Here is a 13,147-nt window from a genome sequence, read left to right as displayed (position 1 = left end):
GATCAGCGGGTAATGCCGCGGGTCGAGGACTGGATCGACTGGAGGAACACCGCTACTTCCGGGTACTGCGCGGCGGGTTCGACCAATTCGGCAATAGCTTGCTCCACCGTCAGCCCCTGGCGGTACACCACCTTGTAGGCCCGGCGCAGGGCGTGGATCACATCCTCGCTGAAGCCGCGACGGCGCATACCTTCGAAGTTCATGCTACGGGCTTCGGCGGGGTTGCCGAATACCGTGACGTAGGCTGGAACATCCTTGCCGATGGCGGTGCCCATACCGGAAAAGCTATGGGCGCCGATATGGCAGAACTGATGGACCAGGGTGAAGCCCGAGAGGATCGCCCAATCACCCATGTGCACATGCCCGGCCAACGCCGTGTTGTTGACCAGGATGCAGTGGTTGCCGATCACGCTGTCGTGACCGATATGCGCGTAGGCCATGATCAGGTTATGGTCGCCCAGGGTGGTTTCCGCGCGATCCTGCACCGTGCCACGGTGGATGGTCACCCCTTCGCGGATAACGTTGTGGTCACCCATGACCAGGCGTGTCTCTTCGCCTTTGTACTTGAGATCGGGCGTGTCTTCGCCTACCGAGGAAAACTGGTAGATGCGGTTGTGTCTGCCGATCCGGGTCGGGCCCTTGAGAATCACATGCGGCCCGATCACTGTCCCCTCGCCGATTTCCACACCTGCGCCGACGATCGACCAGGGGCCGACCTCAACGCCCTCGGCCAATATGGCCGTCGGATCGATGATTGCACGAGGGTCAATCAAACTCATACTTTCTGTTCCGCACAGATGATCTCGGCCGAGCAGACCGGCTTGCCGTCAACCGAGGCCTGGCATTCGAACTTCCAGATCTTGCGCTTGCAGCTGATGAACTTGGCTTCGAGGATCAACTGGTCACCCGGCAGCACAGGCTGGCGGAAGCGCAGCTTGTCGGAGCCGACGAAGTAGTACAGGGTGCCATCGGAAGGCTTCACGTCGAGCATCTTGAAACCGAGGATGCCGGCAGCCTGAGCCATGGCTTCAATGATCAGCACGCCCGGCATGATCGGATGCGCCGGGAAATGGCCATTGAAGAAAGGCTCGTTGATGCTGACATTCTTGTAGGCACGAATGCGCTGGGCCTCGACATCCAGTTCCACCACCCGGTCCACCAGCAGGAACGGGTAACGGTGAGGCAGGTATTCGCGAATCTCTTTGATGTCCATCATTTCGTGGGGAAGCCTGTAGTAAAGAGTGGGAGCGCGCCACGCGCGGCTCCTCTAGCAAATCAAGAAGGCAGCTTTCGTACAGACTCGGGCAGCTACTTGATATGGAAAATGGTATCAGCCATCTGATGAAGCATTACCGTCCGGGGTCACGTCGCCTACCCGCTTTTCCAGCTGCCGCAAGCGCCGGGCGATGTCGTCGAGCTGGCGAATACGCGCCGCGCTCTTGCGCCACTCGGCGGCCGGCTGCATCGCCGTGCCGGAAGAATAGGCACCCGGCTCGGTAATCGAGTGGGTCACCATGGTCATCCCGGTGAGGAAGACGTTGTCGCAAATCTCGATATGCCCCACCAGGCCGACACCACCGGCGAGCATGCAATGCTTGCCGATCTTGGTGCTGCCGGAAATCCCGCAGCAGGCAGCCATGGCCGTGTGATCGCCGACCTGAACGTTGTGGGCGATCTGAATCTGGTTGTCGAGCTTGACGCCATTGCCGATGATCGTGTCGGCCAGGGCCCCACGGTCGATAGCGGTATTGACGCCGATCTCCACGTCGTCACCGATGGTCACGCCGCCAATCTGGGCAATCTTCTGCCAAACACCCTTTTCGTTGGCAAAGCCGAAGCCTTCGCCACCGAGCACGGCACCGGACTGGATCACCACGCGCTTGCCAATGCGCACGTCGTGGTAAAGCGTGACCCGTGGCGCCAGCCAGCCGCCTTCGCCGATTTCACAGCGGGCACCGACAAAACACTGGGCCCCGACGCTAACCCCGGCAGCAATCCGCGCACCGCTCTCGATCACCGCAAAGGCACCGATACTGGCGCTCGGATCGACCTGCGCATCGGCGGCTACCAGCGCGCTCGGGTGAATCCCGGCAGGCGCCTTGGGCTTGGGATCGAACAGGTGCGAAATACGCGCATAGGCCAGGTAAGGATCAGCCACCACCAGCGCATCGCCAGCATAACCTTCGGCATCGGCGGCCTTGAGCAACACGGCACCGGCCTGGCTGTCAGCAAGATATTTGCGGTACTGGGGATTTGCCAGAAAGCTCAACTGAGCTGGGCCAGCCTCCTGCAAGGTGGCTAGCCCAGTGATTTGTTTCTCCTCGTTGCCACGCAAGGTGGCACCGAGGATCTCGGCCAATTGGCCGAGCTTGATGGTCGCTGTCATGGATTACTTCAGCTGGTTCATGCGCTCGATCACCTGGCGGGTGATGTCGTACTGCGGTTTGACATCGATCACGGCGCCACGCTCGAACACCAGGTCAAAGGCACCTTTCTTGATGACTTCTTCCACGGCGCTATCAAGCTTGGGCTTGAGCTGCTTGAGCATTTCACGGTCAGCAACGGCTTTTTGCTCGTTCAGCTCCTTGGACTGGAACTGGAAGTCACGGGCCTTTTGCTTGAATTCCAGCTCAAGACGCTCGCGCTCGCCTTGCTGCATCTTGTCGCCGCCCGCCACCAGACGATCCTGGATCCCCTTGGCGCTGCTTTCCAGAGCCTTGAGCTTGGTCAGTTGCGGACCGAACTTCTTCTCGGCATCGACCGCGTATTTCTTGGCTGCGTCGGATTCCAGCAGGGCCATCTGATAGTTCAGGACCGCGATTTTCATTTCGGCAAAGGCCGGGGTCGCTACCAGAACAGTGGCCAGCAGAACCAGTTGAGTCAACTTACGCACGATAAACTCCTACAAAATCCATTGTCGTTATCTAGGGTCAGGCCGTTAGAAGGTCTGACCGAGGGAGAATTGGAAAACCTGGGTTTCAGCGTTATTCGGTTCTTTGATCGGCATTGCCAGGGCGAAACTCAATGGCCCCAGAGCGGTCACCCAGGTCACGCCAACACCCACGGAACTGGCCATATTGCTGAAACTGATGTCGTTGCACTGCGTCTGCGACAGCGTGCCATTGGTGTTCCTGACCTGTTCGCACTTGGAGTCGAACACGTTACCCACGTCCCAGAACAGCGAGGTACGCAGCGAACGCTGGTCTTTCACGAATGGCAGCGGGAACAACAGCTCCGCACCACCTTGAATCAACACGTTACCACCGAACGGCAAGGCACTCGTGCTGGTATCGGCAACCGTACCGACGTTGCCGGTCACATCGACGCCACGACTTGGCGTGCCGCGCGGACCCAGGGTGCTGTCCTTGAAGCCACGTACCGAGTTGAAACCACCGGCGTAGTAGTTCTCATAGAACGGCAGACCGTTGGTCGAACCGTAGCCGTCGCCATAACCCAGTTCGGTATGGAAACGCATGGTGTAGGTGTCGCTCAACGGCTGGAATACCTGGCCGCGGTAGTCGAGTTTGAAGAACAACAGGTCACTGCCTGGGATGGTACTTTCCAGGGTCAGGCTCTGGGAATGACCACGGGTCGCCAGGACACCTTTGTTCAGGGTCGATTCCGACCAGCCGGCCGAAGCCTTGTAGTTCAGGAACTCATCGCCCTGATTGTTAACGAAGTTGAAGATTTCGTCGACGGTGTACAGGCCGGTCTGGATCTTGTCCTGCTGGGCCGTCAGGCCGAAGGTCAGGCGCGAGGTTTCGTTGATCGGGTAGCCGACGCTGACACCGGCACCCAGGCTGTCCACGGCATAGCTGGCGACGCTGACATCGAGCTGAGCGTAGTCAGTGGTGCGATAGAACACGTTGTAGCCCAGGCTGACACCGTCCGGCGTCCAGTAGGGGTCGACATAACCGAAGTTATAGCGGCTCTGGTACTGGCTGCGGGTCAGGCCGATGCTGACCTTGTTACCGGTACCGAGGAAGTTGTTCTGGGTGATCGAGCCGCCCAGGATCAGACCGGCACTCTGGGCAAAACCGACGCTGGCGGTAATCGAACCCGAGGCCTGCTCTTCCACGGCGTAGTTCACGTCAACCTGGTCGTCGACACCCGGAACCGCCGGGGTTTCGACGTTGACTTCTTTAAAGAAGCCCAAACGTTCAAGACGGGTCTTGGACTGGTCGATCAGGTAGGTGGAAGCCCAACCGCCTTCCATCTGACGCATTTCACGACGCAGCACTTCGTCCGCGGACTTGGTGTTGCCACGGAAGTTGATGCGGTTGACGTAGGCCCGTTTGCCCGGGTCGACCACGAAGGTGATATCGACGGTGTGATCGTCATCGTGCGGCGTCGGGACGCCGTTGACGTTGGCGAAGGTGTAGCCGTCGTTACCCAGGCGGCGGGTGATCAGTTCCGAGGTGGTGGTCATCAGCTTGCGCGAGAACACCTGACCCTTCTCCACCAGCAGCAGGGATTTGACCTGGTCTTCAGGCACCTTCAGGTCACCACTGAGCTTCACGTCACGGACCTTGTACTTCTGGCCTTCGGTGACGTTGACCGTGATATAGACGCTTTTCTTGTCCGGGGTGATGGAGACCTGGGTCGAGGCGATATCCATGTTGATATAGCCACGGTCCAGGTAGTAGGAACGCAGGCGCTCCAGGTCACCGGAGAGCTTTTCACGGGCGTACTTGTCATCGTTCTTGAAGAACGACAACCAGTTGGTGGTCTTGAGTTCGAACAGGTCGATCAGGTCTTCGTCCTTGAATACCGAGTTACCCACCACGTTGATGTGCTGGATCGCGGCGACGGTGCCTTCATTGATCTTGATCTTCAAGCCAACGCGGTTACGCGGTTGGGGAACGACTTCGGTCTCGACCTCGGCCGAGTAACGGCCCTGGGCCACATACTGACGTTGAAGTTCGTTACGCACGCCTTCAAGGGTCGCGCGCTGGAAAATTTCACCCTCGGCCAGGCCGGACTGTTTCAGACCCTTCATCAGATCGTCAGTCGAGATCGCCTTGTTGCCTTCGATATCGATACTGGCCACCGAGGGCCGTTCAACGACCGTGATGACCAGGACGTTACCTTCGCGCCCCAGTTGGATATCCTGGAAGAAACCGGTTTTGAACAGCGCGCGAGTGGATTCCACCAGGCGACGGTCATCCGCTTGCTCCCCGACATTCAACGGTAACGCGCCAAAGACGCTACCAGCGGATACCCGCTGGAGGCCATTGACACGAATATCGGAGATAGTGAAGGACTCGGCGTGAACTTCGGCGATCATCAATACGGTGAGAACCGCAGTTAGCAGCAGACGTTTCATGAAGTCCTTTCTTATTCCAACTGGCAATAAACAAACTGCCGCACAATGCGGCAGATTCGCAATTTTCGCGAAGCGTTACAGTCGACTCAGATCGTTGACCAAGGCAAGCAACATCACCCCGACCACCAAACTGATACCGATCTGAATCCCCCAACCTTGCACCCGATCCGACAAGGGACGACCACGCGCCCACTCGATCAGATAAAACAGCAAATGCCCCCCATCCAGTACCGGGATGGGCAACAAATTCAGAACCCCGAGGCTGATACTCAGATAAGCCAGGAAATTCAGGAAATCAGCGACGCCCGACTGGGCCGAAGCGCCCGCCACTTTAGCAATGGTTATCGGTCCACTCAAGTTTTTTACCGAGAGCTCACCGAACAACATTTTCTTCAGCGAGTCCAGGGTCAGAACACTCATGGTCCAAGTGCGCCGGGCACCCTCGCCAATCGCCGCCAGCGGACCGTAACTCACCTCGCGAACCATCTCCGGCGGCCAGTCCACGGCCTTGACCCCCGCCCCCAGATAACCGCTCGCCGCCTTGCCTTCGCCACGGCTGGCCAGGGTCAGCGGGACGTCGATTTGAGCACCATCACGCTCGACGTGCAGCACAATTTTGGTATCAGGACGTACACGGACCCAATCCACCACCTGCTGCCAGTCGCTCAGGGGCTGGTCATTCACCGCCAGCAGGCGGTCGCCAGTCTTGAGACCGGCAGCCTGGGCCGGGCCTTTCGGATCGAGTTCGGCCAGCACCGGCGCCAACGCCGGGCGCCATGGGCGAATCCCCAGGGCCTTGATCGGATCGGGCTCATCGGCGCCCTTCAACCAATGGTCCAGCGCCAGTTCGCGTGGCGAGTCGCTGGTCGAACCGGACTCACGGACCCGCAGTTGCAAGGTGCCGCTCTCTCCCAGGCGCCGCACCAACTGAAGATTGACCGCACCCCAACCGGTGGTCGGCTCGCCGTCGACGGCAACAATTTCCTGGCCGCTGCTCAGTCCGGCCTTCTCGGCCAGGCTGCCGCTCTCCACAGTGCCAATGACCGGACGCACCTGTTGGCTGCCGAGCATCGCCAGGCCCCAGAAAAACACGATGGCCAGGAGAAAGTTGGCAATCGGGCCGGCCGACACGATCGCGATACGCTGGCGCACCGACTTGCGATTGAAAGCCTGGTCGAGCAGATGCGGCGGAACTTCAGCCTCGCGCTCGTCGAGCATTTTCACGTAGCCGCCCAACGGAATGGCGGCGACCACGAACTCGGTGCCCTGGCGATCCTGCCAACGCAGCAGCGGCATGCCGAAGCCCACGGAAAAACGCAGGACCTTGACGCCGCAACGACGGGCCACCCAGAAGTGGCCGAATTCGTGGAAGGTCACCAGCACACCCAGGGCCACCAGGGTGCCGACTATCATATAGAGCGCGCTCATGTACTTTCTCCGCAATCCCAGGTGCCGACAGCCCCGAAGGCTACGCCAGATTCATCGCCCGTGGCGACTCAGCCACTGCCCGGCCAGCGCCCGGGCCTTAGCGTCCGCCGCGAATACCGCGTCGAGCTGGTTGACCGCGACCACCGGCTCCAGGTTCAAAACGTCCTCGATGATACCCGCGATCTCGAGGTAGCGGATGCGCCGTTCGAGAAATGCCGCCACCGCCACTTCATTCGCCGCATTCAACATCGCCGGCGCACTGCCTCCGGCCTCAGCCGCTTCGCGGGCCAGGCGCAGGCACGGAAAGCGCTGCTCGTCCGGTGCCTGGAAGTCCAGCCGCGCCACGGCAAACAGGTCCAGCGGCGTCGCGCCGGAGTCAATCCGCTCAGGCCAGGCCAGGGCGTTGGCGATTGGTGTGCGCATATCCGGGTTGCCCAACTGTGCCAGCACCGAACCGTCAACGTAATCGACCAACGAGTGAATCACACTCTGTGGGTGGATCACCACTTCGACCTGGGACGGCTTGGCGTCGAACAACCAGCACGCCTCGATCAGCTCCAGGCCTTTGTTCATCATACTCGCAGAGTCGACCGAGATCTTGCGCCCCATCGACCAGGTCGGATGGGCGCACGCCTGCTCGGGAGTGACATCGGCCAGTTCGGCCAACGGCGTTTGCCGGAACGGGCCACCCGAGGCGGTCAGCAGGATCCGCCGCACACCGACCGCCGCCAGGCCACGGGCGTGATCCTGGGGCAAACACTGGAAAATCGCATTGTGTTCACTGTCGATCGGCAGCAATACCGAACCGCTCTTGCGTACCGCCTGCATAAAGAGCGCGCCGCTCATCACCAGCGCCTCCTTGTTGGCCAGGAGGATCTTCTTGCCCGCCTCGACCGCCGCCAGCGTCGGACGCAAGCCCGCCGCGCCGACGATGGCCGCCATCACCGCATCGACCTCGGGATCGGCCGCGACCTGGCACAGGCCGGCCTCCCCCACCCGCACTTCGGTCGCCAGGCCGGCATCGCGCAGCTGCTCCTGCAGACCACGCGCCGCGGCCGCCTCGGGCACTACCGCATAACGCGGTCGATGCCGCACGCACAGGGCGAACAGCTCGGCCAAGCGGCTGAAACCGCTCAGGGCAAAGACCTGGTAACGCTGCGGGTGGCGAGCGATGACATCCAGGGTACTCAGGCCGATGGAACCGGTGGCACCCAGCACGGTAATTTGCTGTGGGCGGCTCACGATGCAGCGATCCAGAGCAGTACGGCGAAGGTCGGAATCGCCGCCGTCAGGCTATCGATTCGATCGAGGATGCCGCCATGCCCGGGCAACAGGTTGCTGCTGTCCTTGATCCCCGACTGGCGCTTGAACATGCTTTCGGTCAAGTCACCGACCACCGAGATCACCACGATCAGCGCCGCCCCCAGCAGACTGGCGATCATTTGCCCGGCACCCCAGCCGCGTACGACCCCGACCACCGCGGTAATCACCAGACTCAAGGCCAGGCCGCCGTAGACACCTTCCCAGCTCTTGCCCGGACTGACCGAAGGTGCCAGCTTGCGCTTGCCGAAGGCCTTGCCGGAAAAGTAGGCACCGATATCGGCACACCAGACCAGGATCATCACCGCCATGATCAACCAGTTGCCCAACGGTTCCTGCTTGATCAGGATCAGGCCCTGCCAGGCCGGCAACAGGATCAGGAAGCCGATCACCAGTTTGCTGGCGGTCGTCGACCAGTGCGCGCTGGTGCGCGGGTAGGTCAGCACCAGGAAAGTCGCCAGGCCCCACCACAACACCGCCGCCCCGAGCACCCAGGGTGCCAGGTTGGGCAGGATGTACATAAAGAACAACAGCACCGCGACCAGCGCCGCATAGGCCACACGGGCCGGCTGCGCTTCAAACCCCGCCAGGCGTGCCCATTCCCAGGCGCCAAGGGTGACGACCAGGCCGATGAACAGCGCAAAGCCGGCGCCTTCGAGCAGGAAGAACCCACATAAGGCAATAGGCAGGAGAATGAGTGCCGTGATGATGCGTTGCTTGAGCATTAAACCCGGGCTCCTGCTTCGACCTGCTCGCTCGTTTTACCGAAACGACGCTGGCGGGAAGCAAAATCAGCCAGCGCGGTGCGCATGGCCTCGTGTTTGAAGTCCGGCCAGAACAGGTCGGAGAAATACAGCTCGGCATACGCCAGCTGCCACAGCAGGAAATTGCTGATGCGATGCTCGCCACCGGTCCGGATACACAGGTCCGGCAACGGCAGGTCGCCGGTGGCCAGACAGGTCTGCAACAGCTCCGGAGTAATATCGTCCGGACGCAAATGCCCAGCCTGCACTTCACGGGCCAGGCGCTGGGCCGCCTGGGCGATGTCCCATTGCCCGCCATAGTTGGCGGCGATCTGCAGAATGAAACGATTGCTGCCGACCGTCGCCGCTTCCGCCTCGCGCATGGCGGCCTGCAACTCGGGGTGAAAGCGCGAGCGGTCGCCAATGATCCGCAGGCTGATATTGTTCTCGTTGAGACGCTTGGCCTCGCGGCGCAACGCCTTGAAGAACAGGTCCATCAAGGCACTGACTTCGTCGGCGGGGCGCTGCCAGTTCTCGCTGGAGAACGCGAACAGGGTCAATACCTCGACCCCAGCCTCGGCACACACTTCAATAACGGCGCGCACCGCGTCGACGCCAGCCTTGTGCCCGGCAACCCCGGGCAAAAAGCGTTTCTTCGCCCAGCGGTTATTGCCGTCCATGATGATTGCAACATGGCGCGGCACCGAGGACGGCACAGACTGCTTGGTCTTTTCCATGAAAACGTCCTGACCCTTATACGGCCATCAGGTCCGCTTCTTTTTGCTTCACGGCGACTTCGATTTCCGCCACGAACTTGTCAGTCAGTTTCTGGATATCGTCAGCCGCACGACGCTCTTCGTCTTCGCTGATTTCTTTTTCCTTGACCAGGTCCTTCAAGTCGCCCAGCACGTCGCGACGGATATTGCGCACGGCAACGCGAGCGTTTTCCGCTTCTTCACGGGCCTGCTTGGTGAAACCACGACGGGTTTCTTCGGTCAGCGCCGGCATGGAGATCAGCAGCAACTCGCCCAGGTTGGTCGGATTGAGGTTCAGACCGGCACTGCCGATCGCCTTGTCCACGGCACCGAGCATATTGCGCTCGAACGCCACGACCTGCAGGGTGCGCGCGTCCTTGACGGTGATGTTGGCGACCTGTTTGATCGGGGTGTCGGTGCCGTAGTAAGGCACCATCACACCTTCCAGGATGCTCGGGTGAGCCTGCCCGGTACGAATCCGGCCAAACGCATGGGCCAGGGATTCCAGGGACTTCTTCATGCGCTCTTGAGCGTCTTTCTTGATTTCGTTGATCATTGTTGGCCTTCCTCGATCAGGGTTCCTTCAGCGCCGCCATGCACGATGTTCAGCAGGGCGCCGGGCTTGTTCATGTTAAATACGCGCAGCGGCATCTTGTGATCGCGGCACAGGCAGATAGCAGTGAGATCCATGACCCCCAGCTTGCGATCCAGCACTTCATCGTAGGTCAGATGATCGAACTTCTCGGCATGCGGGTCTTTGAATGGGTCCGCGGTATAGACGCCATCGACCTTGGTCGCCTTGAGCACCACATCGGCGTCGATTTCAATTGCCCGCAGGCAAGCCGCCGAGTCCGTGGTAAAGAACGGATTACCGGTACCGGCCGCGAAGATCACCACTTCCTTGGCGTTGAGATGACGCATGGCCTTGCGGCGATCATAGTGATCGGTCACACCGACCATGGAAATAGCTGACATCACGATGGCCGAGATATTCGCACGTTCCAGCGCGTCGCGCATCGCCAGCGCGTTCATCACCGTGGCCAGCATGCCCATGTGGTCGCCGGTGACACGGTCCATCCCGGCAGCACTCAAGGCGGCGCCGCGGAACAGGTTGCCACCGCCGATCACCAGTCCGACCTGAACGCCGATGCCAACCAGTTGGCCGACTTCCAGCGCCATGCGATCCAGGACTTTCGGGTCGATCCCGAACTCTTCCGAGCCCATCAGGGCCTCGCCGCTAAGTTTGAGTAGAATGCGTTTATAGCGAGCTTGATAGCCACTGCCCTGCTGAGCCATTGCGAATCTCTCCTGCGGCGTTTAAAAAATCTTGCGAGCTGTTTGCAGCCTGCGCTTACTCTAGCTTGGCGCTGCTACAGCGCCATCAGAACACATCTCTGTAAGACGGTTCCGAATGGAAAAAGAGAAAATCCCTCCTCCCATTTGAAAAGAGGCTGCGCGCGTAAGCGGGCAGCCTCTTGGGTCGACAGTTGAAAACCGTCTTACTGCTTGTTGGCAGCCAGTTGAGCAGCAACTTCTTCAGCGAAGTTGTCCACTGGCTTCTCGATGCCATCACCTACTTTGAAGTAAGTGAAGGAAACGATTTCAGCGCCGGCTTTCTTGACCAGAGCACCCACGGTGACTTCTGGGTTCTTGACGAAAGCTTGCTCAACCAGGCTGGCTTCGGCCAGGAACTTGTTGATACGGCCGCCGACCATTTTTTCAACGATTTCAGCTGGCTTGCCTTTGATCTTGTCTTCGTTGAGGCTCAGGAAAACGCCTTTTTCGCGTTCGATGGCTTCAGCGGAAACCTGCGATGGCAGCAGGAATTCAGGGTTGGTCGCCGCAACGTGCATGGCAACGTCTTTGGCCAGGTCTTCGTTGCCGCCTTTGAGGGCAACAACCACACCGATCTTGTTACCGTGCAGGTAAGCGCCGACCACATCACCTTCGATACGAGCCAGGCGACGGATGTTGACGTTTTCGCCAACTTTGGCAACCAGTGCTTCACGCGCCGATTCCTGAGCGGCGATCAGCGGAGCTACGTCGGTCAGTTTGTCAGCGAAGGCTTTTTCAACGCTGGCAGCGACGAAGCCCTTGAAGTCGTCTTGCAGAGCCAGGAAGTCGGTCTGCGAGTTCACTTCCAGGATCACGGCAGCGGTGCCGTCGCCCTTGATTGCGATGGCGCCTTCAGCGGCAATGTTGCCGGCTTTCTTGGCGGCCTTGATGGCGCCCGAAGCGCGCATGTCATCAATGGCTTTTTCGATGTCGCCGTCAGCCTTGGTCAAGGCCTTCTTGCAGTCCATCATGCCTTCGCCGGTACGCTCGCGCAGTTCTTTGACCAACGCTGCAGTAATCTCTGCCATTTCAAAATTCCTCTTGGATAGGTTATCAACCATTCCACCCGATCGAACGGGCGTTCAATTCTTCCCGATCCCGTTGTAGCGGCTACACATTACAAAGGCTGTAGCGGCACCAGCAACCAACGGTTTTCGAGGTGGCAAAAAGGGGGCCAAGCCCCCTTTTTGCTTACTGAGTCAACGCCAGGGCGTCAATTACTCAGCTGCGGCGACCGGAGCTTCTTCAGCAGCGAACTCGACGGTGCCACCGTTGACATTGTTGCGACCGCGGATCACAGCGTCAGCCATCGAACCCATGTACAGCTGGATGGCGCGAATGGCGTCATCGTTGCCTGGGATGATGTAGTCAACGCCTTCCGGGCTGCTGTTGGTATCGACTACGCCGATAACCGGGATGCCCAGCTTGTTGGCTTCAGTGATCGCGATGCGCTCGTGGTCAACGTCGATCACGAACAGTGCGTCAGGCAGACCGCCCATGTCCTTGATACCACCCAGGGAACGATCGAGCTTTTCCAGGTCGCGAGTGCGCATCAGCGCCTCTTTCTTGGTCAGCTTGGCGAAAGTACCGTCTTCGGCTTGGATTTCAAGGTCACGCAGACGCTTGATCGAAGCACGGATGGTTTTGAAGTTGGTCAGCATGCCGCCCAACCAGCGGTGATCGACGTACGGCGAACCGCAACGTGCTGCTTCTTCAGCAACGATCTTGCCAGCGGAACGCTTGGTGCCGACGAACAGAATCTTGTTTTTGCCCTGGGCCAGACGCTCTACGAAAGTCAGAGCTTCGTTGAACATTGGCAGGGTTTTTTCAAGGTTGATGATGTGGATCTTGTTACGTGCGCCGAAAATGTACTTACCCATTTTCGGGTTCCAGTAACGGGTCTGGTGACCGAAGTGCACACCGGCCTTCAGCATATCGCGCATGTTGACTTGGGACATGATAGTTCCTTGATAAGTCGGGTTTGGCCTCCACGTATCCCAATGACCAACCCGCAGCTTTAGCTGAGGCACCCAGGTCATCGTGTCGACACGTGTGTGGATTTAAGCTTCACGGGGCTATCCCCGGAAAGCGGCGCATTTTATACCACAGCAACGACAAAAACGGAACCCGCATTCGCATTTCCTGCCCCGGGCTTTTGCGCCCGCCCAGGATTCAGGCCAGAATGACCCCAGCTTGATAGAGAGAAGCGATGGCCGGATGCTCATGGTTCACCCCGTCCG

General features: G+C 59.6%; 13 protein-coding genes. All 13 read right to left on the bottom strand.

All coding sequences use genetic code 11. From position 1 onward, the window contains the following. Nucleotides 1-2 precede the first annotated feature (2 nt). Complete coding sequence (lpxA, locus tag AC07VG_RS19185; protein ID WP_494999406.1) at nt 3-779, bottom strand: acyl-ACP--UDP-N-acetylglucosamine O-acyltransferase; 777 nt, start codon at nt 777-779, stop codon at nt 3-5. Beyond that, entirely contained in the window at nt 776-1,216 is a 441-nt protein-coding gene (gene fabZ, locus AC07VG_RS19180; protein ID WP_040064770.1) for a 3-hydroxyacyl-ACP dehydratase FabZ, read from the bottom strand. The genes lpxA and fabZ overlap by 4 nt, the downstream gene beginning before the upstream one ends. A gap of 114 nt (nt 1,217-1,330) precedes the next feature. Beyond that, entirely contained in the window at nt 1,331-2,386 is a 1,056-nt protein-coding gene (lpxD, locus tag AC07VG_RS19175) for a UDP-3-O-(3-hydroxymyristoyl)glucosamine N-acyltransferase (protein WP_495021690.1), read from the bottom strand. Between the two features lie 3 nt (nt 2,387-2,389). After that, nucleotides 2,390-2,893 carry an OmpH/Skp family outer membrane protein gene (locus AC07VG_RS19170; protein WP_248794627.1) on the bottom strand — a complete coding sequence of 168 codons (504 nt, stop codon included), beginning with the start codon at nt 2,891-2,893 and terminating at the stop codon, nt 2,390-2,392. A 45-nt stretch (nt 2,894-2,938) separates the two neighbouring features. Continuing rightward, nucleotides 2,939-5,326: an outer membrane protein assembly factor BamA gene (gene bamA, locus AC07VG_RS19165; RefSeq protein ID WP_494999404.1), complete on the bottom strand. Its 2,388-nt coding sequence runs from the start codon at nt 5,324-5,326 to the stop codon at nt 2,939-2,941. 75 nt (nt 5,327-5,401) lie between these two features. Next, nucleotides 5,402-6,754: a sigma E protease regulator RseP gene (rseP, locus tag AC07VG_RS19160; RefSeq protein WP_495021689.1), complete on the bottom strand. Its 1,353-nt coding sequence runs from the start codon at nt 6,752-6,754 to the stop codon at nt 5,402-5,404. A 51-nt stretch (nt 6,755-6,805) separates the two neighbouring features. Then, nucleotides 6,806-7,996: a 1-deoxy-D-xylulose-5-phosphate reductoisomerase gene (ispC, locus tag AC07VG_RS19155; protein ID WP_495021688.1), complete on the bottom strand. Its 1,191-nt coding sequence runs from the start codon at nt 7,994-7,996 to the stop codon at nt 6,806-6,808. Next, entirely contained in the window at nt 7,993-8,799 is an 807-nt protein-coding gene (locus AC07VG_RS19150) for a phosphatidate cytidylyltransferase (RefSeq protein ID WP_495021687.1), read from the bottom strand. The genes ispC and AC07VG_RS19150 overlap by 4 nt, the downstream gene beginning before the upstream one ends. Further along, a complete protein-coding gene (uppS, locus tag AC07VG_RS19145; RefSeq protein ID WP_494999400.1) occupies nt 8,799-9,554 on the bottom strand; it encodes a polyprenyl diphosphate synthase in 756 nt (251 codons plus the stop codon). The genes AC07VG_RS19150 and uppS overlap by 1 nt, the downstream gene beginning before the upstream one ends. 16 nt (nt 9,555-9,570) lie before the next feature. Then, nucleotides 9,571-10,128: a ribosome recycling factor gene (gene frr, locus AC07VG_RS19140; RefSeq protein WP_248794633.1), complete on the bottom strand. Its 558-nt coding sequence runs from the start codon at nt 10,126-10,128 to the stop codon at nt 9,571-9,573. After that, complete coding sequence (pyrH, locus tag AC07VG_RS19135; protein WP_003172271.1) at nt 10,125-10,868, bottom strand: UMP kinase; 744 nt, start codon at nt 10,866-10,868, stop codon at nt 10,125-10,127. Before pyrH ends, frr begins: the two co-directional genes overlap by 4 nt. 203 nt (nt 10,869-11,071) lie before the next feature. Next, nucleotides 11,072-11,935: a translation elongation factor Ts gene (gene tsf / locus AC07VG_RS19130; protein WP_494999399.1), complete on the bottom strand. Its 864-nt coding sequence runs from the start codon at nt 11,933-11,935 to the stop codon at nt 11,072-11,074. Nucleotides 11,936-12,124: 189 nt separating this feature from the next. Next, nucleotides 12,125-12,865 (bottom strand): 30S ribosomal protein S2, encoded by a 741-nt coding sequence (gene rpsB / locus AC07VG_RS19125; RefSeq protein ID WP_248794635.1) that lies wholly within the window; start codon nt 12,863-12,865, stop codon nt 12,125-12,127. Between the last annotated feature and the right edge of the window lie 282 nt (nt 12,866-13,147).

Source organism: Pseudomonas sp. GW821-FHT03C07 (assembly GCF_059420925.1).
The sequence above is the reverse complement of the archived record's forward strand: the minus strand, read 5'-3'. Positions and strand labels throughout refer to the sequence as shown.

What these genes read in the sequence shown, in the direction of transcription:
- fabZ (WP_040064770.1), bottom strand. Translation starts at nt 1,216, where the DNA reads ATGATGGACATCAAAGAGATTCGCGAATACCTGCCTCACCGTTACCCG.
- uppS (WP_494999400.1), bottom strand. Translation starts at nt 9,554, where the DNA reads ATGGAAAAGACCAAGCAGTCTGTGCCGTCCTCGGTGCCGCGCCATGTT.
- lpxD (WP_495021690.1), bottom strand. Translation starts at nt 2,386, where the DNA reads ATGACAGCGACCATCAAGCTCGGCCAATTGGCCGAGATCCTCGGTGCC.
- lpxA (WP_494999406.1), bottom strand. Translation starts at nt 779, where the DNA reads ATGAGTTTGATTGACCCTCGTGCAATCATCGATCCGACGGCCATATTG.
- frr (WP_248794633.1), bottom strand. Translation starts at nt 10,128, where the DNA reads ATGATCAACGAAATCAAGAAAGACGCTCAAGAGCGCATGAAGAAGTCC.
- bamA (WP_494999404.1), bottom strand. Translation starts at nt 5,326, where the DNA reads ATGAAACGTCTGCTGCTAACTGCGGTTCTCACCGTATTGATGATCGCC.
- AC07VG_RS19150 (WP_495021687.1), bottom strand. Translation starts at nt 8,799, where the DNA reads ATGCTCAAGCAACGCATCATCACGGCACTCATTCTCCTGCCTATTGCC.
- tsf (WP_494999399.1), bottom strand. Translation starts at nt 11,935, where the DNA reads ATGGCAGAGATTACTGCAGCGTTGGTCAAAGAACTGCGCGAGCGTACC.
- rseP (WP_495021689.1), bottom strand. Translation starts at nt 6,754, where the DNA reads ATGAGCGCGCTCTATATGATAGTCGGCACCCTGGTGGCCCTGGGTGTG.
- pyrH (WP_003172271.1), bottom strand. Translation starts at nt 10,868, where the DNA reads ATGGCTCAGCAGGGCAGTGGCTATCAAGCTCGCTATAAACGCATTCTA.
- rpsB (WP_248794635.1), bottom strand. Translation starts at nt 12,865, where the DNA reads ATGTCCCAAGTCAACATGCGCGATATGCTGAAGGCCGGTGTGCACTTC.